The sequence below is a fragment of the Paenibacillus sp. PAMC21692 genome (genome assembly GCF_014303795.1).
Classification (GTDB): Bacteria; Bacillota; Bacilli; order Paenibacillales; family Paenibacillaceae; genus Pristimantibacillus; species Pristimantibacillus agaridevorans.
The window spans coordinates 7,204,949-7,228,708 of the sequence record NZ_CP060293.1 but is presented as its reverse complement, the minus strand read 5'-3'; the positions used below and the strand labels follow the sequence as shown (position 1 = coordinate 7,228,708).

At 45.1% G+C, this 23,760-nt stretch carries 14 protein-coding genes; 8 read left to right on the top strand and 6 right to left on the bottom strand.

Annotated elements, in window-relative coordinates:
- From H7F31_RS29005 to H7F31_RS28980, 6 genes are read right to left on the bottom strand one after another with little or no spacing between them, the layout of a single operon-like run.
- On the bottom strand, nt 1–1,407 hold the full coding sequence (locus tag H7F31_RS29005; RefSeq protein ID WP_187101648.1) for a glycosyltransferase family 2 protein: 1,407 nt from the start codon (nt 1,405–1,407) through the stop codon (nt 1–3).
- Nucleotides 1,404–2,528 (bottom strand): HEAT repeat domain-containing protein, encoded by a 1,125-nt coding sequence (locus tag H7F31_RS29000; protein WP_187101647.1) that lies wholly within the window; start codon nt 2,526–2,528, stop codon nt 1,404–1,406. Before H7F31_RS29000 ends, H7F31_RS29005 begins: the two co-directional genes overlap by 4 nt.
- A gap of 15 nt (nt 2,529–2,543) precedes the next feature.
- Entirely contained in the window at nt 2,544–4,709 is a 2,166-nt protein-coding gene (locus H7F31_RS28995; protein ID WP_187101646.1) for a hypothetical protein, read from the bottom strand.
- 28 nt (nt 4,710–4,737) lie between these two features.
- Nucleotides 4,738–6,186 (bottom strand): CotH kinase family protein, encoded by a 1,449-nt coding sequence (locus tag H7F31_RS28990; RefSeq protein WP_187101645.1) that lies wholly within the window; start codon nt 6,184–6,186, stop codon nt 4,738–4,740.
- 11 nt (nt 6,187–6,197) lie between these two features.
- On the bottom strand, nt 6,198–6,875 hold the full coding sequence (locus H7F31_RS28985) for a DUF4956 domain-containing protein (RefSeq protein ID WP_087565837.1): 678 nt from the start codon (nt 6,873–6,875) through the stop codon (nt 6,198–6,200).
- Between the two features lie 18 nt (nt 6,876–6,893).
- The gene (locus H7F31_RS28980; RefSeq protein ID WP_187101644.1) at nt 6,894–7,589 is read right to left on the bottom strand and encodes a polyphosphate polymerase domain-containing protein; all 696 of its coding nucleotides are present in this window, start codon (nt 7,587–7,589) and stop codon (nt 6,894–6,896) included.
- A 139-nt stretch (nt 7,590–7,728) separates the two neighbouring features.
- Between H7F31_RS28980 and H7F31_RS28975 the strand changes: the two genes are divergently transcribed.
- From H7F31_RS28975 to H7F31_RS28940, 8 genes are all read left to right on the top strand, one after another.
- Entirely contained in the window at nt 7,729–8,514 is a 786-nt protein-coding gene (locus tag H7F31_RS28975) for an aspartate dehydrogenase domain-containing protein (RefSeq protein ID WP_187101643.1), read from the top strand.
- Between the two features lie 256 nt (nt 8,515–8,770).
- The gene (locus tag H7F31_RS28970; protein ID WP_187101642.1) at nt 8,771–10,918 is read left to right on the top strand and encodes an ATP-binding protein; all 2,148 of its coding nucleotides are present in this window, start codon (nt 8,771–8,773) and stop codon (nt 10,916–10,918) included.
- A gap of 6 nt (nt 10,919–10,924) precedes the next feature.
- Nucleotides 10,925–11,629 (top strand): response regulator transcription factor, encoded by a 705-nt coding sequence (locus H7F31_RS28965; protein ID WP_087565841.1) that lies wholly within the window; start codon nt 10,925–10,927, stop codon nt 11,627–11,629.
- 365 nt (nt 11,630–11,994) lie between these two features.
- Nucleotides 11,995–14,295, top strand: a complete 2,301-nt coding sequence (locus H7F31_RS28960) for a helix-turn-helix domain-containing protein (protein WP_187101641.1) — start codon at nt 11,995–11,997, stop codon at nt 14,293–14,295.
- Between the two features lie 157 nt (nt 14,296–14,452).
- The gene (locus H7F31_RS28955) at nt 14,453–15,409 is read left to right on the top strand and encodes an ABC transporter permease (RefSeq protein WP_261800167.1); all 957 of its coding nucleotides are present in this window, start codon (nt 14,453–14,455) and stop codon (nt 15,407–15,409) included.
- Nucleotides 15,410–15,411: 2 nt separating this feature from the next.
- Nucleotides 15,412–16,308: a carbohydrate ABC transporter permease gene (locus H7F31_RS28950; protein ID WP_187101640.1), complete on the top strand. Its 897-nt coding sequence runs from the start codon at nt 15,412–15,414 to the stop codon at nt 16,306–16,308.
- 24 nt (nt 16,309–16,332) lie between these two features.
- Complete coding sequence (locus H7F31_RS28945) at nt 16,333–17,925, top strand: extracellular solute-binding protein (protein ID WP_187101639.1); 1,593 nt, start codon at nt 16,333–16,335, stop codon at nt 17,923–17,925.
- A 41-nt stretch (nt 17,926–17,966) separates the two neighbouring features.
- Nucleotides 17,967–23,738 (top strand): CBM96 family carbohydrate-binding protein, encoded by a 5,772-nt coding sequence (locus H7F31_RS28940; RefSeq protein ID WP_187101638.1) that lies wholly within the window; start codon nt 17,967–17,969, stop codon nt 23,736–23,738.
- Nucleotides 23,739–23,760 lie beyond the last annotated feature (22 nt).

Genomic DNA, 23,760 nt, shown 5'->3' with positions numbered 1-23,760 from the left:
TTAGAGATCGATATTCATCTTCTGGCGTGTGATTTCGCCCCAATGGTTTTTCTTCTTCTTATATCGGAAAAAAGAAGTCATTCTAACAAATGCAATAACGAGTCTAAGACCCGCATTTTCCAGCAAACATAGGCTGATGACCTTTAAGACATCAATTAGATCAAGCTTTAAATTTTGTGTATGGATACGAGCAAAGAAAGCAGTCAGGGAAAGGATTGCGCCAAAGCCTGCGTATATCAAATAAAATATAATCATAAATTGTACATTAATGATATTAACCGAGAAGGCCAGCATGATGGTCAGCAATCCAAACAACTCAATAAAAGGTGATAATAATTCATAAAACAGAAAGTAAGAATAAGATGTTAGACCGACAATACCGGATTTTGGATTTACAATTAAATTTCTATGCTTCCAAAGGCTTTGGGACAGTCCGAGATGCCATCGTCTTCGCTGCTTAATCAGATCCGACATCGTTTCTGGTACTTGACTCCAGCATATGGCATCGGGTTCGTATTTAATAGAATAAGGGATTTGATGAGAACGGCAAAAGGAATGCAGCTTTACTACAAGCTCCATGTCCTCGCCTAGAGTATCGTGATCATAACCGCCGACATTGATGACCATATCTTTTCTAAATAAGCCAAAGGCGCCAGAAATAATTAGGTTTCCATTAAATTGATCCCAAAAAATGCGGGATGCCAGGAAAGAGCGGTTGTATTCCAATGCCTGCATAATAATTAAAATATTATTAGGCAGTTTATATTTGATTACTTTTCCATTTATAATCGTAACACCGTTCGCAATGTTGATAAGTCCGCCACAAGCAATAACGTCGCGGTTTTCAAGTACAGGCTGAATAATTTTTTCAAGTGCATCATCCTGCAGCATGGAGTCTGCATCCATACAGATAAAGTAGGGGAATTGTGAAGCGTTAATTCCCATATTTAAGCTGTCCGCTTTGCCGCCATTTTTCTTTCGAATCAGCGTGATCTGGATATTATCTCGATAGCCGAGATAACAAGCCTCCTCAGGCATACATGGAATCAGCTTGCGGATCGGGCGCTCGATTGGATTCAATTCGAAGTAATCAATCAAGGCCTGTGATGTGTTATCTTTTGATCCGTCATCGACGACAATAATTTCAAATAACTGATATTTAGAATTCAGCAACGATATGACGGTATCTACAACGGTAACATCTTCATTATAAGCAGGTACAATGATCGAAATGGGAATATAATAGTCATGTTGGAGCTCATTTTTCATTTGCCGCCTTTGCAGCTGTTTGTAAAGCACGGAGGTTCCGACCGTAACAGACAAAAATAAAAATGTAGAATACACCAGCATATAACAAATGAAAAAAATGGCTACATATTCGAATAATAACTTGATGGAATCCATCATACCCTCACTGCCTCCTGCTGTTGAGCCTGTGCTTTGATACGGGTTCGCTGGTCTTGGTACAGCAGCATATCTCTTGCGAAGCGGTCAGTACCATTGTATATGGATGCAAGCTCATTGTAATTTTTTCGCAATACATTAAGAGTCTCAGCAGCATTAAACCGAATGTACCAATTGGAATGATGCATGGCTATCTTCAATGCTTCTATAGATGCAGGGGTTGGATATGCTCGGATTACCGTTGCTGATATCGCTATAATCTCCCAGTCGTCCGAAGCCTCTGTCAAAGTCGTATGCAAAAAGTGATACATAGGTTCATATACATATTTCCCGTAGTAGCGAATGATAGCCACTTTAACTTCCTTGTTTGTTTCTTGTCGTATTAACAAGGAGTAAAGCTCCTCTTTAAATTGATCCGAAACAGCATGCAAAAATTTCACGATGGAAACCTGAATGTCATTGTTAAATTCGTTAAAGTGCTCCCACAGCAAGGCACCGAGTCGAGCTTTGTCGCCTTCAAAAGATAATAGACCATCGGATAACAATTTTTCATGATGGAATATTTCATTTTTATTTATTAACATAATCGCAGATAACACATTTTTTTCATTACCAAAGCTGTAAAGCGCTTTGAGCGAATTTTCCCTGCAATAAGCTGATTTGGTATCGATAAGCTGCAGCATGCTATTAATGATCTCATCTTGCTCAATATCCTTGCAAACCTTGTATCTCGACATCAAATAGGCAAAATAGGCTTTTCTTATATCATCCTTCTGCATATATTTTACAGCCAGGCTGCCGAACAGGGGGCGGCTTAAGAGCAGATACTGTTGAACGACTACGGCATCTTGCTCAAGGGCAGCCTCTATGGCTTCATGAAAAGCCATCAGCTTGTTTGGCGCGGTCAACATCTTGTCCAACTTGATTTGTATCGTTCGTTTAATGGGTTGTTTGCGGGCAATATGCTCAAGCTGCACATCGATTAGTTTTGAGATATCTTGGGTACGAGTTTTAAACCTTTTGTATTGCGACTTGCGGAAAAAAATAATGAAAACATTGAAAATGAGCATGCTGATACATACACCTATATAAATATAAACGATCTCTTCGACTGTAATGATCATGTGTATGTATCACCCCTACTCATTCTTTACCCAGACTTTCTGAATTTCATAATAAGATTGCTTCAATCGTTCATGGTAGGTTACTTTTCGTCCCCAACCGTCTAATGCATAAGGTTTCATCGCAATTCGTTGATTGATTTCCCCTTTTTTGCCGATTCCTGCATACAGCCTGTCGATTCTGATATTTTCCACGCCATAATGCTCATAGTAATCATCATGAATCATCATTTCCGAAGGGTTGGAAAAATTGAAAAGTTGCCACGGAATTTTTAGCTCGATATACTCACCGCTAAAGTGAAAATCCGCAAGCGAGTTAAAATCCGGCGATTCAGGATTGGCATTACCGTAAGTCAGTCTTCCGGTTTCATAGATCTCCATATTCAACGCTTTAGTTTGGGCATTATTTTTAGGTTGCGTTGCTTCTTTTGGATCTAACAGTGCTGTTTGCAGAATCAGATTGATATTTTTGAAAATAGGCGTCTTTTTATCAGGAGGATCATAATAAGCATCTTTGCCCTCTACTTCGTGCCGGAACATAGCGCGTAACACTTCATATCGTTCTTGAACCAGCACACGGCTATTTTCCTTTCCGTTGATAACCATCAGAAAGTCTGCATCACGCTCAAATTTCACATCTTCATTCTGGCTGTAATTGCTGCCCGTCTTCGGAGTCGTATCGATTGGAATGTAGAGTGTGTCATCCTCTGTAAAACCCTTATTCCATGCAAGAAAATAGATGAATTTTTCATCATATTTCATAGAAAGAGAAGAGGTAGGGGTGTCTATTACTTTATCTGTATCTTTCCATTCGGATAGATCACCGTCTACATAGCTGATACTCTTCTCTTTGCCGGGATCAAAGGATAGCAGACCGAAATACTGTTCATTTGTCTGGTAATCGCTCCAATAAGGTGTTTTTGTCAAATCCACCGCATGCATCGTGTTCCAGGTGCGTTTAAACCATTCGTCCTGCCATGTAAAAATAACAGCGCCTGCCGAGCCTGCGGCCATAATATCGTTATAACTGTCAATAATGGCCTGTCCTTGCTGCTGTTCCGACAATCTTCCTTGAGATCGCCCTGTATTAAAGTCTTTCTGCGCCATTCCTCTTGATGTAGGAAAACCGAATTCCGAGATGACTACTGGCATCGTATGATGATCATTAATCATTTTTAAATAAGCGTAATACGTATTTATTTTGCCTGCCTTGTCCACATACTTTTCTTTATCTAGCATATAATTAAGATAGTCGGGATAATAAGGATAAATATGATAGGAAGCAAAAGTGCCCGACAGAAAATTTCTGGTTGGCTGGATATGCTCGACATCCACCTTGGCTATCTTATAGAAATAATTGGAGATGTAATCTGGATAATCAAATGGATCTGTAGTAGCCCAATTCGAAAATGCAACCATACGCTGCTGCTTATATCGGTCGCTTTCATACGCAATAATCTTGTCTCCAACCTGTGCCAACATTGCTTCGAACGGACTGGCATCTACAGTGGTACTAAAGTATTTCCCTATATAGATGTTTTTGTCTTTCTGCATGCGATTCGTATAGGCAACGGTAATATCTTCCCATTCGACACCCAGAATATAACCGATTACCCATGGAGAGATATCCTTTGTATAGCTGCCAGAACCATGGCCTCTTCCGAGTTCCAGTTTTCGATTGCCATGGATAACATCGACAAGAAGCCTGGAGTCTTCGATCATCTGATCTAAAAAACTTTCATCATAGGCATCTACGCGGGAATTTTGAACATAATCATTGACCCATAACCCGTGGATAATATACAGCGGATTTTCATTTCCTGTATTATACTCACTTACGGCATCATAAAAGGTATCGTCCAAAATCGTATAAACCCGAACGGTGTTCGCGCCCATCTCTTGAATCAATTGAAACCAGCGAAGATAGGTAGCTTTATCGATCGCATAATCTGTGGCAAAATAACCTGGTATCCCAACGCCCATATCTACGCCTTTAATTTGGAATTCCTCGAAGCCCTTTCCAATACCGTGATCGACATAGATCTTTTTGCCCTCCGTTTTTGTAAAACTTGTTACAGTCTTATCGGTGGAAAAAGAAATATAAATTCCCTTATTGTAATACAGATAATCGCCAATAAAGTACAACAGGAGGATGGATACGCAAATGATAATAAACTTTTTCAATTAGCGTTCCTCCTTTCTAAGTTAGCTGCTAATGATTAAACTTTTTGTTGCTAGATTCATGGCTGTACTGGTAGAGGGTTTCGATGTGCTCGTCCATCCAACCGCCTCTCTTTTTAATGAAGCCCTTCAATTGCTCTATAGCTTGTTCATAACTTTTTATATTGCGCTCGATCGGTTGAAGCAAGCTATGATATGTGAGCTTTGACGGATCGAAGCTGTAGCCCCAAACTTCAAAGTTACGATGACGCGCATCGCCCAAGTAAGCGGCCGTTTCATCGATATAGTTTATGAGATAATCATCACTTAATATGGATTTTCTAAGCGTTTTATATCGATGGACAATTGCATCGACAAAGGCTTTTTCTTTGGTAAGCATAAAATACCAAGTTCGATCATGAAGCGCAAACCCAGTGCCATCATGGACTGCCTCCATATAATTGTCAAAAGCGTTGTTAAAGTCCCAGACAGGTCCAATATGAATTTTTCCTCGAATATCCTTGTGGAAATAAGTAGAGTATATAGCGGCGTCATAGTTTTGAAAAAACTCGTTGATAATAAAAAAATCAACAAAAGACTGCGTGTCAATAAAGCTTTCATAGCCATAATCATCATCATCATAGTCATAGGAATAAAGCGATTTTTCGAACTTGCTAAAATCACGCTCAATATATTCCTTCAGCGCTGGCGTAAGCTTTCGCGTTGCAGGATACTCCACATTCATCATATATCGATTCGTTTCGGTGTTCGGAGGTATCCGTTTGATATATTTGGAAAAGTTATCTAATTCATTTTCCGGAGTGTCGCCCCGATCTATCCTTAAGATATAACTGGTAAATGGATCACCATCTTTGTAGCTTGAGATATTTACTCGTTCCGTCCCTTGGGAAATCGTCTCCATCATCACATAAACACCTTGATATTGGTCATTGACAAAAAGTTCAACGAAACGAACCCTGGGCGCATACCCCATAATTTCTGCGGAAATGTTCATGCTCAAATAATTACGCATCAAGGTTTTGTCCAAAAAGGGACCATTTAAAACCCAATTGTCATGGGCAGGCATGCCTGCTACCTCTTGTTCATTTTCCGTTCCATCCGCATGCACCAGTTTGACAAGATACGATTTCTTATCAAAATGCAGCGACGAATTTCCTCGATATCTGATATCGGCTAAGGTAGAAAGTGCAGGTTCATCGGTAAGATAGTTATTTTCGCCTTGCGTATCAAATAGGTTTAAATCGCTTCTAAGCATTTCCTTTTGACCTCTCGCACCAGGTATGCTTGCTCCATTGGTATTAATAGAAACAATCGGCAGATGTGTACAGAAAACCTGAGCCTTCTGGACGCAGGTTTGAGGCGGGAGCGCCGACAAGTGCTGATGTTCTCTCGTAATGGTGTCCGACAGGGCAACCGAACTATAGAAAGTAAAGAATAGGGCCAGGCAGATCACGCCAAAATAAATCCATTTTTTATTCATCTATTTTACCGTTAACCATCGATCTCATCATTTTGAGTGACCACATTGACATATTCAACATCGTCTATTTCATAGAGAACCTCAGTAATGCTTTTATTTCCCTTTGCCGCCTCGGCCAGTGTTCTGCCGGATAACTCATAGATTAACTCCACGGATTCCCTTGTCGAGTTTAATACTCTTAAATTCGCTTTTGATTTGAAATAGGAGAACACCACGGATTCGATATTTCTTTCCTGGCTTTTGGCTGCTCTGATGATAAGAAGCCTTCTGTTGTCGTTTTTTATTCTTCCCAAGAAGAGGAGGATTATAAATAAGGCAGCCGAACTTAAGGAAGCAACCATAAACTCGCCGGCACCGCTGCTGATGCCTGCCACAATCGCCCAAAAGATGTACACGGTATCTCTGGAATCCTTAATCGCCGTTCGAAAACGAACAATAGACAGCGCACCGACCATACCTAAGGAAAGAGCTACGTTATTTCCAATAACTGCCATGACGCTTGTCGTTAAAATAGTGAGCATTATTAATGAAACGTTGAATTTCTTACTATAAATCGTACCGGAATGAGTAATCCAGTAAGACAGAAAAATAACGAGTCCAATTATAATGGAGACTCCTAAATTTGTTAAAATCCCTTCTAAATCCAATGTTTTACCCTGCTCCAGCATGTTCGATAAAAATTCTCTCATGATAAACGTTAACCGCCTTTACGATAAATGGTTTAATAAATTTCTTCTTCCCAGGACATATTTGCAGACTGCTAATTCGCTTTTAGTGCACTGGTTAATCATGTTACGGATATAGCTGAGTAAAAAATGATTATATTTAACCTCGAGGACGACGTTAAAACGATCGAGCACGGGGTTCATTTTTAGATGATCGGAAAATATGTCGAAACAACTTTCCGTTGCTTCGATTTGGTTGTCAAAGGTAATTCTGATTTTGTTTTCCTTTGCAATAAACGCTTTGCGATTGTACTGGATAACTGCAGTCGGTCGATAACAATACATATTCATATAGGCATAACACTCCGCTGCAAATGGTTCGGGATACTTTAGCAGAGGCGAGTAGTTGCCTTTGCATAATAGTACAGCGTCAGCTCTTTGGATCCGCAAGGAACGTTTCTTTTGATAGGGGCCCTGTTTTTGTTTCATTTCAAGAACGGCAAACTCACTGGAAGGATCATAGACTCGAAGCCGTATTTTCCTTCTGATGTAAATCCCGTTTACTTTTTCAAAAAAGTCCCGGTCGTCCAGCGTATCAAAATAAAGGGATCGGATCATATATCCATCCGCTCCGTTATGAGGATCCTGATGCAGCAGTTGACTTAAAAAGTGACTATGCTTCACATATTCATCAATAGATATCAGGTATTTCTTTTCTTGTCTAAAGACTTCATTCATCCAGCTATCCCTCACTCTTCTTTAAGGACGGAAAATTGTCGTATAATGTAGAATGCTAAGTGACAATAATATCATACTAAACTGAAAAATTTCTGAACATGTCAATAAAAGGCGAAAATAGGAGAGGGGTTAAGAAACGATGGAAAAAAAGAGACTGGCATTTTTGGGTTGTGGATTTTTAAATGAGATCGTGGCTAACGCTTTACATAACGGATATCTTCCTGAATATGAGCTCGTTGGTGCATTTGGAAGGAATCCCGTGCGGACAACGACTTTTGCCGAACGTCACGATTGCAAGGCATGTTACAGTATGGAAGAGCTGTTGGCATTAAAGCCGGATATTATCGCAGAAGCTGCATCGCCGCAAGCAGTCGGAGAGTACAGCGAAACCATTCTGAAAGGCGGAGCAAGCCTGGTCGTACTGTCTATAGGAGCTTTTGCGGATGCGGCATTATATAATAGAGTAAGAGAGACTGCAGCCGAAAATAATCAAAAGGTATACATCGCCAGTGGCGCTGTCGGGGGTTTTGATGTTCTCCGTACTGCTGCCCTGATGAGTCCTATCAAAGCGACCATGACATCTAAAAAATCGTTACGCTCCTTGTTTTACACACCGCTCTTTAAAGAAGAGCTCATGAATATAACGGAGCCGGAGCAAGTGTTTAGCGGAAATACGAAGGAAGCCATTGAAATGCTCCCTTTTCATTTTAACGTGGCGGTTGCTACAGCACTTGCCAGCGCGGGTCCTGAACGGACTACACTCAATATCGATGCGGTTCCTGGCTTTGTAGGAGATGAATATAAGATAGAGATTGAAGGCGGAGAAGTAAAAACGGATCTTAATATTTATTCCAGAACGAGCAACATCGCCGGCTGGAGCGTAGTCGCTGTTTTACGAAATATCGTATCGCCTATTGTGTTTTAACGAAGTAGAAGATCCAGCTCTGTCTACGGATAATCGGCAAGGCGATCAAAAGTGATCCGCATCGGTGAGTCTTAGGGTTTGCACGTTAATGAACCGTCCGTGGGACGGTTTTCGTGCGTTTAAAACATGGATCCCGCCGTAATGTTGGTGTTCAACGCCTCGCAGATATTTGTAGGGCACATTTTCCTGTAATGATGATATGATCTAGATAATCAACTTACTTATGGTGCTCTTGCAGATTGGGGTCTGTTTCATAATGAAGGGTATTCTCCGATTCGGTTCTCGTACGATCTTGTTTCATATCGTTGCTGCCGTTGTTGTTGGTTTGGTTATAAGCTATGCCGTCATCTCTGTACCGGAATCTCCTAATTTACATAGTGAAAAAGGCATTCTGGATTTAAAGCAGGTTCATGTCAGTGAGAACCCGCTAAATTTAAAAGGGGAGTGGGCGTTCTACTGGCAAGAGCTGCTGTCGCCCGAGGACATACAGAATCGCTTAGCGAAGGACGGAAATCGTGACCGCTGGATCAGCATACCGAGCTCCTGGCTAGGTTATCGGTTAGATGGTCAGCAGCTGAGCGGTACAGGCTTCGCAACCTTTCGTGTGGTCATTGAGCTTAGCGAGCAGGATAAGAACGAGAGGCTTGCTCTGCGGCTGCCGACCATCTTTCATGCGTATAAATTATGGGTGAACGGTGAGCTGCTGGCAGAAGTCGGTGAGGTTGGTCAGGACAAGAGCAGCGTGACCCCGCTTCTGGCAACGAAGCTGGTGTTCTTCCAGCCCGAGCATGAGAGGGTGGAGCTGGTTATGCAAGTAGCCAACTTTCATCATAAGCGAGGCGGCATCACTAAGTATATCGAGATTGGCGGCAGTGATGTATTAACGGTCAGGAGAAATCTGGATATCGCGGCTGAGGTCTTCATCACCGCGAGCCTGCTGGTGATTGGCGCGTATCACCTGCTGTTGTTCATCCTGCGACGCAAAGACAAGGCTCCATTGTATTTTGGTCTGTTCACCACGTTGTCCGGTATCCGATCCCTGCTGGTCGGCGAGCTCTTGCTCACACAATTGTGGCCATCTTTTCCATGGGGATTGCAGTTCAAGATCGAGTATCTGATTCTTTGCAGTATTGGTTATATCATGACGATGTACTTTGATAGCGTTTTTCCGAATTATGTGTCGCGTTGGTTTCATCTTGGCACGCGAATCGTTACCGGCGCATTCTGTATCGTTGTTGTGGTGACCCCTGCACTTCTATATACCAAAATGTTACTGATGATCGGTGTGATCGTTGTTCTGCATATGGTTTATCTGATGGTCGGGCTGGGCCTAGCCGCTTTGCGACGCATGGAGGGAGCGCTGATTTTCCTGCTGGCATCGGTGGTTGCTTTAGTGACGGTTATCAACGACTTTTTGTATTACAACGAATGGTCACGAATCGGGAATACATCTCCTCTAGGCCTGTTGGTGTTTTCGATCGCGCAGATGATTCTGCTATCTTCCAGATTTACGAGGGCGGCATCCAATGAAGAAAGAATTGCGCGCGAGCTGCAGGACTCTAACGACAAGCTGACAGAAATGAATATGAATTTGGAACGGATCGTACAGGAGCGTACACATGCCTTATCCGCAGCTCATGACGATCTCCGCACATCGTATGACCAGTTGCTTCAATCCGAGCAAGGGAGGAAAAAACTCCTTGCCTATATTACGCATGACCTTCGTTTGCCGCTGTCCAGCATGCTTGGATATGTCGAGGCTGTGCAGGACATGGTCAAGCCCGAGCGCAATAAACAGTACCTGGAGTATATCCGGGATAACACGATAAGGATTAACCGCATGATCGAGGAGTTGTCCTTCTTGTCGCATTTGGAGACGGGACAAGTCTCGTACCGAATGAAGCCGGTCCATACGGTTCACTTTTTGCGACGGTTCTATGAACAATATGAGCTGGTTGTGCGCGACGCAGGGCTCCATTTCAAGCTGGATACCGGAGATACGGAGGATCAAGGACCCAACATGCCTGTTGTCGAGATGGATGCGCAAAGAATGGAGCAGGCTTTGTTCAATCTGGTGTCGAACGCAATGAAGTTCACCTCTAGTGGCGGGGTGGTGCGTATTGCGCTAGCTGTGGACGAGGTGGATCATACCCGCTATGCGATCATTAGCGTGCAAGACTCAGGCATGGGTATTCCCCCAGAGCAGCTCGAGCAAATCTTCGATCGCAATTACAGGTATGATCGACCGGGCATGGATAAGGGAGTAGAGGGCAGCGGGCTCGGGTTGGCGATTTGCAGGGAAATCGTACAAGCGCATGGAGGGACGGTTCGAGCGGAAAGCGATGGTCAGACGGGGACGACCTTCTATGTATCGCTTCCGTGTGTTCGAGAAGAGGGAGGGTGACGGTGGATGGGCACATACAAAATAATGATCGTCGATGATGATCCCCATATATGCGAGATTATCCAGGTGTATTGCGAGCGGGAAGGCTTTATATCCACCTCTAGCCACAGCGGGACAGAAGCAACAAAGCTGCTTGCTTCGTTCGAGCCGGATTTGATTGTACTGGATGTACTGCTGGCTAATGAAAATGGCATAGATTGGTGCATGAACGCACGCAGCCGCACGGATGCGCCGATTGTGTTCCTGAGCAGCCGCGAGGAAGACGAGGTGAAAATCAGCGCATTATCTTATGGCGGCGACGATTATGTGACTAAGCCTTTCAGTCCTGGCGTACTCATGGCCAAGATCAAAGCTCATCTTCGCAGAGTGTCGACGGGCAGAAGGGAACAACTGCTGGAGTTGCCGGGTTTGACGCTGGATTTCTACGCCCAGTCCGTCAACATGGGCAGCGAAACCATCTTTTTATCGAAAAAAGAGTTTAGTCTACTGTCCTATATGGCACAAAACGTCAATCGTGTCGTTAGTAGTGATGCGTTGTTTCAGCTCATTTGGGGAATGGAGAGTCTGGAGGATACGAGAACGGTCGCTGTGCACATCAGCAACTTACGCAAAAAAATTGAAGCTGATCCTGCCAATCCTGAGAGAATTATTACGGTTCGGGGGGCTGGATATATGCTGGTTGCCAGAAGTCCGTTACAAACGCGTACATAGCGTTAATACGTGATGTTTGCATCGCCGGCAGCAACGTTACCCTTTTTAGAACGTGTTTCAAGACCTGTACATCGCTAATGTCGAGGGTCGAGAACCGTTCTATTTCTTTTTTGTCTTGGTTCAAACGTTTCCTAAAAGAAAAGTATTCGAAACTAAAAAGAAATAAATTGACAACATAAACAAGAGTAAATAGTATTGAATCATAATACGATCGTGCGTTGGGGTACGAGTATACCAAATCCAAGCTCAAAAAGTGCCTATAAAGGGTTGCACTGCGCGCCAAGCCTTTCGAAACGTAAGATGTTCGGAAGGCTTGGCTCATTTTGAGCGACGATCTATTTCATCACGGACTAAAGGAGGACTATATGTCGGTTCATATTTCGAGAAGAATCAAGCTCACCTACAGCATCGTATTAATGGTGATCATTGCACTCAGCTTTTGGCTGTCCTTTATAGGCACAGTTGGGAGGCTGGAGAAAGACTTGAAGGATGTTCACTATGCGCTGCTCAATCAGATCGATAATAAAATCGAGCTGTCCTTCCGGGAGACGGAAAGAAATTTGCTGAAGCTTATGAATGAGATGGAGTTTGTTTATTTCATGTATGACAGCTATATCGACGAGTCGGAGAAGTATGTCAACTTTTACAGCCTATTCAATAAAGTAACAAGCTTTACCCATTCCAATACACAGTTGACCTCGGTTTATGTCTATTCTGATGTAAGCGGTAACATCCTGATGAACAAGTTGTATGTGCCCCGTTCGGAAAATAACGAAGAATGGCTAGTGGATCACATTAATATGGATGGCTATATAAAATGGCTGCCTACTCATCAAATATGGGAAGGGGCTGTTTCCAGGGATGTTGTCACTTTAATCCGCCCTTATCCTGCGATTAGCAAGCCAGGTTTTCGCAAGGGACTGGTGGCTGTCAATATAGACGAGCTGCTGCTGCAGCGCATGATCGCAGGCATCTACGAATCGAAATACAGCGGCCAAACGATCATTATGGATCAGGATGGCCAGGTTGTCACGCATAGCGACCGTTCGCAACGATATGGCAGCGCCGATTCCCTTCCGTTTGCGAAACAAATCATGGCAGGCGGCGCGAAGGGCGAATTTACGATTGACTGGCATGGGACGAAGCACTCGGTGTTCTACATGAAGTCGGAATACACCGATTGGAATATAGTAACGGTCATCCCCAATAGCGATGTTTACAAGCCGATCTCATCGACTCGGGATCTGCTCATCGTCGTTGCGCTGGGCATGATTGTCGTTGCTTTATTGGTGCTCTTTTATTTTAACCATACGACGTTTAAACCGATCGAGCGCCTGGCCGGCAAAATGTTCGGCGTCTACCGTACGCCGCAGACGGAGGCCGCAAGGCGTTTGCACGGTTTTAGCTCGCTGGAGACGATGTTTGATCAAATTTCGTTGGATCGCGAGCATCTGGAGCGGCAGGTGCGGGATTTTAAGCCTGTGCTGAAGTGGCGTCTCATGATGGATATGCTTACTGGCAATAAAACAGAGTATGCTGCTGTTGGGCATCAGTTGGAGTATATCGGAATCAAATTGTACCCGAGGTACTATATGGTTTGCAGCGCTGAAATCGAGAGGGGGGAGCAGCTAAGCAGCAGAGACCTGGCGCTTTATACATTTATGCTCTGCAATGTGGCGGAAGAGCTGATTAATATGGAGCATGCCGGAATAGCCGTTGATTTGGGCGGCGGAAAGGCGGTTATTCTAATCAGCTTTGCTGAAGGCGATGAGGAGCAAAACCATTTGCGCGCGCTGGCTGTGCTGGATTTGCTGCTGAAGGCGATGGAGCGGGAGTTCAAGCTTTCCGTAACAGTGGGGCTTGGACGCTGCTATCCGGATATGGCGGATATTCCAAAATCCTATGATCAATCTCTTAAAGCTCTGCAATATAAGCTGCTGTTCGGCAGCGATGCGGTCATTTCGATAGAGGATATTTCCACCTCTCAAAATCAGGATTACTACCACATCGTCAAAAAGGCTGAACGGATTACGGAGTCGTTGAAGCTGTCGGATGACGAACGCGTGAAGCTGTACGTGAAGGAGATGTTTGCAGATGCGCTGGGCAGCAATTTATCTCCCGACTTGATTAAGCAGCTTTCGTTTGAACTGATTATGAAGTCGCTGCAAATGATCTCTTTTATCGGCATAGACCCGGAAGAGACGATTGCAAGCCTCGGCAATTTACATCAACGCATTACGGCCTGCGACAATTGGCAGGACATCGAACGCATAGTTGAAAGCGTGTTGGAGCAAATAGCGGCAAATATCGCGGAAAAGAGAAGCAGTCGCGGCAAAAATAAAACGGTAGACAGCATACTTAGCTATATTCAGGAGCATTATCATGAGAGCGAGCTTTCACTGGATCAATTGGCGGATAAGTTCGAGCTGTCTCCTCCGTATATAAGCAAGCTGTTCAAAGAGCATACGGAGCGGAATTTTATCGATTATTTAATTGAAATTCGGATTGCGGCTTCCAAGCAGTTTTTACTCGACAGGAGCATGAAAGTCAATGATGTCGCAGAAGCTGTCGGCTATACGAATACGCGCAGCTTTCTGCGAGCCTTCAAGAAGTATACAGGACTGACGCCTACAGAGTTTAGAGAGCAAAAGCCGCTTAAATCATAAGAAAATGAACCTGAATTAATAATTGTAACCTAGCTTTTGCAAGAAATGACACGTTTTTAAAACGAGTCTCTTTCGCCAATCTTGCCTAGCTGCATACAATCGAGTTGCGAGGCGGAATGACCAGCCAAGCTTAATCGATGCAGGGAGGAGGATTGCAATGAAGGGGATGATCCCGGTGGACCAAGTGCCCGTCGGAACGAAGAAGAACGGCACAATTACGAAAAGATTGATCAGGGACAAGTATTTATATTCGATGCTGTTGCCTGTAATCGTCTTTTACATCGTGTTTAAGTATCTTCCTATGGGTGGCGAAATTATTGCATTCAAGGACTACAGATTCGCCGACGGCTTATTGGGAAGCAAGTGGGCAGGGTTAAAGCATTTTGAATTGCTTTTTGAAAGTGCGGATTTTTGGCGTGTATTAAGAAATACTCTGTTATTGAATGTGTACAGCTTAGTTTTTGGGTTTCCGGTACCGATTGTTCTGGCTCTTCTATTAAATGAGGTTCGCAGAGAATGGTATAAGCGCATCGTGCAAAACTTTCTTTATGTTCCGCATTTTATATCCTGGGTAGTGCTGGGCGGTATTCTGGTTGCGATGCTGTCGCCAAGTACCGGGATAATCAACCTGCTATTAAACAAGGTATTTGGCATCGATCCGATTTATTTTATGGCTAATTCTTCATGGTGGCCGGTTATGTACACATTATCGGGAATTTGGCGTGAAGCGGGATGGGGGACGATTCTATATCTCGCGGCAATGGCGGCCATAGATACGCAGCTGTATGAGGCTGCCAAAATCGACGGTGCCAACAAGCTTCGGCAAATATGGCATGTTACATTGCCGGGTATTCGCAGTACGATAGCGATTTTGCTTATTTTGCGCATGGGCAGCATGATGGACGTGGGGCTGGAACAGACTTTGGTTTTGCAAAACAGCTCTGTGCTTGACGTTGCGGATGTAATAAGCACTTACGTCTATCGGGTTGGATTGCAAAATATGAATTACAGCTATACGACGGCGATCGGCTTATTCCAATCAATTGTAGGATTAATTCTAATTATTAGCGTAAATCGAATGATTAAAGTATCTGGAGAGCGGGGGTTGTGGTAGCTATGAACGCTAGAACAGACAAAAAGAGATGGCTGCCGCAACTGGGAGGAGCGATAAACGCGCTTTTTCTTGGCCTTTTCTCATTGGCTACATTATATCCATTCTGGTATGAGGCGGCAGCATCATTTAGCAGCAGCAGAGCGATTACATCAGGCGAAGTGATGTTTTGGCCTGTCGAATTCAATATCGAAGCGTACAAGCGTTTATTTGAAGACGGACAGCTGTTCATTTCTATGAAAAATACGATATGGGTTACGTTTGTAGGCACATTGCTGAATATCGTGCTGACGATACTTGCAGCGTATCCTCTATCGAAGAAGCGGCTGCTTGGCCGAAGTGCTTTGTTAATGTTTATAACGTTTACCATGCTTTTTGTGTCGGGTCTTATCCCTAACTTTATTTTGGTCAAATATTTAGGGTTGATGAATTCCTATTGGTCGCTATGGCTGCCTGCGTTAATAAGCACCTACAACATGTTTGTTATGAAGACCTTTATGGAAGGGCTGCCCGAAGAGATTGAAGAGTCGGCGGCGATCGACGGTGCAGGGGACTGGCGGATACTTGCGCAAATCATTATGCCGCTGTGCAAGCCAATTGTAGTTGCGCTGTCTCTGTTCTATGCGGTGGGCTGGTGGAACAATTATTTTCAGGTGATGCTCTATATTGGAAAATCCAATAAACAGACGCTCATGCTCAAGCTTTATCAGATGATCAGGCAGGTGGATCAGCATTTGCTTAACCCTGCCGGCGGATCCGAAGGGGTTACGCAAGCGATGTTGACGCCGGAGGCGATTAAAGCTGCCGCGATAGTCATTGCGATAACGCCGATTTTATGTGTTTATCCGTTTTTACAGAAGCATTTTGTTAAAGGCGTTTTGATTGGTTCAGTGAAAGGCTAATTTTGAAAAAAAGGGGATAGAAATATGATGCAATGGAAGAAGACAGGTGCTGTATTGGCGACTGTAATCATGCTGCTGTCGATATTGGCTGCATGCAGCTCCAATAAGGAGACGCCTAAGCCATCAAATGAAGGCGTAAAACCGACGGGCGAGCAAACGGATAATAAAGGAAACGAGCCCAATAAACCAAAAGGAAAAATCAGCATTTCGGTGTTTGACCGCGGATGGGTTGCCGCAGATGAAGGTACCTATGAAAGTAACCGCTGGACGAAGTGGATCAACGAAAATTCCCCTACCGAGGTAGAGATTATTCCGGTACCTAGAAACGAGGCGCAAAGCAAGCTGAACGCCTTGATCGCTTCGGGCGAAGCTCCCGACCTTATCTGGGAATATGATCGCAACTATATGACGCAATTGGCGGCGCAGGGCGCTATACAGCCGATCGGGGAGTATATTGAAAAGTACAGCACCTCCTACAAAGCTTATTTGGAGAAAAATGCGGACTTGCTGCCTTATTTGACCGTGGACAACAAGGTGTACGCGATTGCTTCCAAGCGTGGAGTAGATGCTATTGCCAACCATGCGATGTGGGTTCGCCAGGATATTTTGGACCGCTTGCAGCTAAAGGCTCCTACAACTGTAGAAGAGCTGTTTGAAGTAGCGCGTAAAATAAAGGAAGACGATCCGACAATGACACCTATTGCATTTAACGGCAACGGAAACCCGATTATGCGAACGTTGTTCCAAGCGGTTTCGGATCAATGGTATTTAGAGGAAGGCAAGCTGGTTAACGGCAGAACGCTGGATCGCCATCGCGACTCTCTGGCCTTTCAAAAGCAGCTTTTTGACGAAGGGCTGATTGATAAGGAGTACATTACGGACAACAATTTTGAACGTGCCAACCAGCTTTGGGTAACGGGCAAAGCGGCGATTATGTTCGGCGCATGGGATATGCCTAATCAATTCCGCGATTTGATGGCGAATGTACCGGATGCGAAGATGGTTCCGCTCGAGCCGTTCGCAACACAATATGGCAAAACAGGATTGTATCAAGAAACACCGGCCAACATCTATGTTATGTTCAACAGCGAAATGAGCGAGGAAAAAATTAAGGATGCGATTGCTTACTTGGATTGGATGATTGAAGATAACTGGTTGCCGCTGAAAAAAGGGAATGAAAATGAGCATTACAAGCTGGTAGAGGGCGTGCCGCAAACGCTTGATAGCGAACAATTCCGCAAAGAGGTTTTATATGCATTCGAGTATGCCGTCGTTCATCAATGGAGTCCGGAAGCTTCGTGGTTCCCGATTTTGGCGGCGCAGGATGATGTAGCGCAAGCGTATGCCAAGCAGCAGTCTGTATCGATTGAAACTGCGCTTAAAAATAATTTCCGCAGAGATATTGCCTATAACCCGGATCTCCCTGAGCTGAGCCAATTAATTGCCACGTTCAAGCCGATTGCCGAGCAAATTGAAACGAAAGTCGTAACAGGCGGGAGCGCAATGACGCCGCAGCAGGGGATAGATGAGATCCGTAAAGAGTGGAAACGTCTTGGCGGAGAAAATATCGAGTCTATGGTTCAAGAGTGGTACGAAGCCAATAAGGGCAATTTGTAAGGAGCTGGCTATCAAAGATGCTTCACCTGCAGCTGCTGCAGGTGAAGCGACAGCAGTCCAATGATCTCACTCTAGGAGGACGGAAGATGAGGAGAAGGAAACGCTCAACCAAAGCATTAGTCCAATTGCTTATTCTGGCCATGATCTGCACGCTATTTCAGATAAACAACATGTCTGTCTATGCTAATGATACGGGAGACGTCATACAAAGTGGAGCAACAGAGCTTCATACGCTCAAGATATCACCATCGGATGATTCATATGTGCGAGCCTCGAATGCTTTTGCTAATAGCAACTTTGGCAAAGAGAAGTCTTTGGTAGTCAAGAAGGGGAGCCCGGAATTAACTCGCGAGAGCTACATGAAATTTGACTTCACCGATTTTTCCGGAGAAGTAGAATCCGTCACGCTGGTCGTGTACGGCGCTGTCGGGGAAGGAAGCCAAGCAAGTATTCAGCTTCATAGCGCAACAAACAATGATTGGACAGAAGAGACAATCACTTGGAACAACAAGCCTTCCTATACATCCGATGCAATGACTTCTATTACATTGGGCAAAGAAGCAAGGGGTTATGAGGCCAATATTACAGATCTGGCAATAGATCAGCTGGCAGCAGATAAGAAGGTTAGTATTGCCTTTGTTCAGCCTGAAATGCCGGGAGGGCAAGGACTAGCCGTCGTTTTAAACAGTAAGGAAAGTGACAGTCATCAACCCTATGTGGAAGTGAAATATAGGGCGCCAGTGGATCATGAAGCACCTGTCTGGCCAAATGGCAGTGAACTAAAAGCGATTCAGACTGCAGATGATACAGTTGAATTGCAGTGGACACCGGCTATAGACGATCAAATGGTTGTATCCTATCGGATTTATCAGAATGATGTGCTGATCGCCACAGTGCCAGTAACTCAAAAGCATTACCATGCAGCGGGGTTGGCACAAAAGCAAACTTATGCCTTTAGGGTGGAAGCGGGAGATTCATCTGGCAATTGGTCACAGGATGGACCGGAAGCAGTCGTAACTATGCCAAGCATTGTTAGACTTCCGGTTGTTGAGGACACCCATGTTAACTCAGGCAGTGCAAGTCAGTCGAATTATGGCACGAGTGACAAGCTGATCGTCAAAAATATGAAGGCCGACCCTAATGTGACTCGCCAAGCTTTTATGAAATTCGAAATGGAAGCGCTGCCAGAAGAGGTCGGCACTGCAACTCTTAACTTCTATGGAGCTGTTTCAGATGGCGGCGGCAGTGAGATCGATATGGTTGTGTATGGATTGGAGGATCATTCCTGGAAAGAAGCGGAAATGACCTGGATCACGAAACCGAATGTTATACATTTCTTGAACAAGGTTCCGACGAATACGACTTGGAAATGGCATCAGGTTGATGTTACCACCTATGTAAAGGATCAGATGAGCAAAGGAGAGACAAATGCCAGCTTTGGTATAGTACAGTTAGCAGATGTCGGACTCGTAGCAATTATTAATAGTAAGGAAAATACAGAGAATCGGCCTTATTTATCCATCAACAGCTCACGTGCAAATGCGGCAGCTCCAAGCTGGCCAACGGGCAGCACCTTGCAACTGCAGAGCATGGAAGAGGAAGGAGTGGCGTTCCAATGGGGGGCAGCGGTAGATCCGACAGGCGTTACGCAATATCGGATCTATCAAAATGGAACATTAATGGATACCATAAGCAGCCAAGAGGAGAGCTACTTTGTTGAAGGTCTTATTATTGGCGAACGCTATACCTATAAAGTAGAAGCAGGAAATGCGGCAGGAGAGTGGAGTCAGGATGGTCCGATTCTAACCGTTACTCCGCCAGACACGAAGTTCAAACAGACTGTGCTTGGCAATGTGTTTTTGAATAATGAGCCTGTTCAGTTCATCGTTGAGACTGTCAGACCGAATGTGAGCTGGAAAGCCTTCAATCTGGATGGCACGAAGGTCGCCGAAGGCACGGCACAAGCTCATAATGGGCAGGCGACGATTACAGTTCCCGATCGTGGGCTAGGATATTTCACGCTCGAAGCACGGGCCGAAAAAGGCGGCAGCTTGCCGATAATGTTGGAAACAACCTATTCTGTGCTTACACCTTTCACAGCACCAGCGAATGGCGATTCACCGTTCGGGATGAATACGCATTTGCATCGCATAGGATACGGCTGGAATGCAGATCTTGTGAAGCTTGTAAAATATGCAGGCGCCAGCTTTGTTCGTGATGGTATAGAGTGGCAATATATTGAAAAAGAAAAAGGAGTATATACCTACTTTCCTGATCTCGAAAATTATATGGCTAGATTGAAGCTGGAAGGCATTCCGCTGCTGTTTGTTGCCGCTTATAATAACCAATTTTACGATAATAACGGAACCCCTTATACAGATGAAGGGCGACTAGGCATGGCGAATTACGCAAAGGCATATGTGGAGAAGTATAAGGACCAGATTTTCGCCATGAATGTGTACAACGAGTTTAACGGCGGATTTGGCAAACGCGGCAATAGCCCTGCGAATTCACAACCGGAATATTACTTTGAATTATTGAAGAAAACCTACGAGGTCGTACATGCGGAGCATCCGGACTTGCCGATTGTCGGTATTGTATCTGCCGGCATCAGTCTAGACTGGATCGAAAAAGTGCTCGAGCTGGGAGGCATGGATTATCTTGATGCTATTGCAGTACAAGAATATGTGTACCCCAACGCTCCTGAGGAATTAGCAGAGAAGCTGGAAGATCTGAAAACATTGATTAAAAAGTATAATGACGGAAAATTGGTTCCGATTTGGCTGACGGAGTTTGGATGGCCAACCTTTGTTGGATCACGCGGAATCAATGAGAAGCTGCAAGCAAATTACCTGCTGCGTGGGCATGTCATCGCATTAAGCAGCGGCGTGGAAAAAATGATGTGGTACGATCTGATGGACGATGGCATGATAGCGGATTTGAACGAAGATAATTTTGGAATGATCCGAAATGAAAAAAGCTTGTTGGGGGCCTATACAGCCAAGCCGGCTTATCTGAGCTATGCGGTAATGACGCGAGAGCTGACCGACGCACAATTTGAGGAAGTAGAGGCAGTCGAAGCGCCGATTCACAGCTATCGCTTTGTCCAGGATCAGCAGCCTGTTCGAGTGGTCTGGGCAACGGAGGATACCGTTATCCAGATTGCGGCGGATGCTCCAATCGAGATCACGGATATGATGGGCAATACCGAGCTGTATTCTCCGCTCAACGGAAAGATAATGCTTTCCCTTACTGGAGAGCCGTATTATGTGAAAGGCCACATCGGTCAAATTGCTGTTGAGCCTAATATTACAATTAGCGGCGCAGCTACCGTTGTAGGGGATGAAGGACAATTCGCAATCTCAATGACCAATACGGGCAAATCGAAGCTCTCCCTTACTATGGATGTTGAAGGGAAGGAGCACCCTATTTCGATAGAGCCTGGCCAAACGATTAACAAAGAAATTACAGTAATGGACACGCGTGACGGCTATCGATACATTCCGGTTTATTTAATGGCAGGAGGCCAAAAGGTCGGTAAGCTTGGTTATGAGCTGAAGGTTGAGAAAGCCAAGGAAGTAAAAGTACGGCCGATCATGGAGCAAGCGGAAGGCGCGGAAGGACAGTATAAGCAATCGCTTCATATTGATGTTGCCAACTTCAGCAAGCTTCACGCACTTGATGTGCAGGAAGTGGAGTGGAGTATTGGGAACCAATCCGGTAAGCAGGCTTTGAATACCAGTATCGAACCTCAGGCGTCAAAGCAAATTAACATTCCTCTTCCTTCTTTCGGATTCGGGGATAATTACAAGGCTTCCGTACTTGTAAAATTTAGTAATAGTGATGCGTATCGATACGAAGGTAATTTCGGTTTTAACCCGGTTACAGAGCGAACGGTGAAGGTGAATGGAGAAATTGAGCCGGAGCTTGAAGCAACAGCTCCAACCATCGACTTGGAAAAAGGAACGCAAGTACTGTTATCCGGCTTTAGCGGCAAGATCGATGTTCGCGGCAAGATGTGGATGAACTATGACCGTGATCATCTCTATCTGACAGCACAAATTAAGGATGAGATTCACTCTGCAAAGGCAACCGGCAACCAGATTTGGAATAATGACAGCTTGCAATTTGCGATTTCATCAGGTGTACCTGGCGAGAGCAGCAGCTGGTATGAAATTGGATTGTCCGATACGCCCGAAGGCCCGCAAATGTATCGATTCGCTGCTCCGCCAGGTATTGATAAAGGTGCAATCAAGTCTGGCAAGCTAGTCGTAAAACGTGACGAGGAGAAAAAGATTACCGTTTATCAAATGTCGCTGCCATGGTCTGAACTTGCGCCGGTGCTTCCGCTCCGAAATGAAGTCATGAGCTTCTCCTTGCTTGTTAATGACAACAACGGCGAGGGCCGACGAGGCTGGATGGAATGGGGATCGGGGATCGGTCTTACGAAGAGAGCTAGCCTGTTCCGCACCATGCAGTGGATGCATACGAAGCCTGCTCCGGTTGCAGTTGACGCTTCATATCGTGTGAAAGCAGGGGAGGAACTGCGCGGCATGCTTAAGAATGAGGCTGCTTCAGCAGGTGCAGTAACCTATGAAATTGTAACTGCGACTAAGCAAGGAACGATTGAGCTGATTGATCCTGCAACTGGCGAATTTCTCTATGTTGCCAAAGTGTCAGCATCGGGAGAGGATCAATTTCGATTCCGTGTTTATGACGGTTATGGCTATTCCAATATGGCAACGGTCAAGCTGGCTATCACTAGCGAACCGAAGCCGACCGATCCGCCTGTATTTCCGGGAGGAGTGACGCCTAACGAGTCCTTTAACGGGGAACTGTATGTACCTGCAGGCATGGGCGGTGAAGTAAGCAAGGGCCAGCGAATTAAGCTGAGCATCCCCAAAGGTGCGACCACAGTCGGCGCACTCTTCAAGATCGAGGAGAGGAAGGAAGAACTGCCAGTTCAGAAAGGGGTTCGTTTTCTAAGCCCTGTTTACTTGCTAAATCAGGATGGGAATGCCGAGCTAAGCAAACCGGTTGTACTTCGCATCGCCTATGAAGGTCAACTGAAAACAGGCGAGGAGGCCGTCCTTGCTCGATACGATGAGCAGCAAAAAGCATGGGTGAAGGTAGGAGGCAAATCTGGCGAGCTGAGCGTTACAGCAGACATCAAAGAGCTAGGTACTTTTGCTGTGGCAGTCTTCGCGAAGGAGGAGCCAAAGCCGCAAAAAGAGCTGGCAGACATCGCCGGACATTGGGGACAAGCGTGGATTGAGCGTGCAGTAGAGGCAGGACTTATTACCGGCTTCCCGGATCATACGTATCGTCCTGACCAAGCGGTTACCCGCCAGGAATTGGTTGCGATTCTGACAAGAGGCATGAAGTTGCTGGAAGGTCATTCAGAAGCAGCCGATGAACCTGCCGAAAGAGCGGTAGTCTTCACGGACGACGCGAAGATTGGCAAGTATGCGCTGGAGGCGGTACAGCGAGCTGTAGCGGACGGGTGGATTACGGGCTACAAAGATGGCAGCTTCCGACCGCAGGGAGGAATGACAAGGATCGAGCTCGCAGCGGTTCTGGCGCGCATCAGCGCTTCAGTCGGTAAGGCAGCAGGTCAAGGTGCCGGTGTAGAAATGCAACTGAACGGCTTAAAGGATGCAAAGCAAATCCCATTATGGGCACAAGGATATGTAGCGCAGGTGCTGGCAAGCGGCTTGATGGAAGGAACTGGGGACGGCCAGTTCAAGCCGCTGGGAACGGTCACCCGAGCGGAAGCTGCTGCGATAGCGGTTCGAATGGTGCAGCAGATGTAAATATGGATTGCTCCATTTGTAT

Coding starts and splice junctions, on each gene's coding strand:
- H7F31_RS29005 (WP_187101648.1), bottom strand. CDS start 1,407: ATGATGGATTCCATCAAGTTATTATTCGAATATGTAGCCATTTTTTTC.
- H7F31_RS29000 (WP_187101647.1), bottom strand. CDS start 2,528: ATGATCATTACAGTCGAAGAGATCGTTTATATTTATATAGGTGTATGT.
- H7F31_RS28990 (WP_187101645.1), bottom strand. CDS start 6,186: ATGAATAAAAAATGGATTTATTTTGGCGTGATCTGCCTGGCCCTATTC.
- H7F31_RS28985 (WP_087565837.1), bottom strand. CDS start 6,875: ATGAGAGAATTTTTATCGAACATGCTGGAGCAGGGTAAAACATTGGAT.
- H7F31_RS28980 (WP_187101644.1), bottom strand. CDS start 7,589: ATGAATGAAGTCTTTAGACAAGAAAAGAAATACCTGATATCTATTGAT.
- H7F31_RS28975 (WP_187101643.1), top strand. CDS start 7,729: ATGGAAAAAAAGAGACTGGCATTTTTGGGTTGTGGATTTTTAAATGAG.
- H7F31_RS28970 (WP_187101642.1), top strand. CDS start 8,771: ATGAAGGGTATTCTCCGATTCGGTTCTCGTACGATCTTGTTTCATATC.
- H7F31_RS28965 (WP_087565841.1), top strand. CDS start 10,925: ATGGGCACATACAAAATAATGATCGTCGATGATGATCCCCATATATGC.
- H7F31_RS28960 (WP_187101641.1), top strand. CDS start 11,995: ATGTCGGTTCATATTTCGAGAAGAATCAAGCTCACCTACAGCATCGTA.
- H7F31_RS28955 (WP_261800167.1), top strand. CDS start 14,453: ATGAAGGGGATGATCCCGGTGGACCAAGTGCCCGTCGGAACGAAGAAG.
- H7F31_RS28950 (WP_187101640.1), top strand. CDS start 15,412: ATGAACGCTAGAACAGACAAAAAGAGATGGCTGCCGCAACTGGGAGGA.
- H7F31_RS28945 (WP_187101639.1), top strand. CDS start 16,333: ATGATGCAATGGAAGAAGACAGGTGCTGTATTGGCGACTGTAATCATG.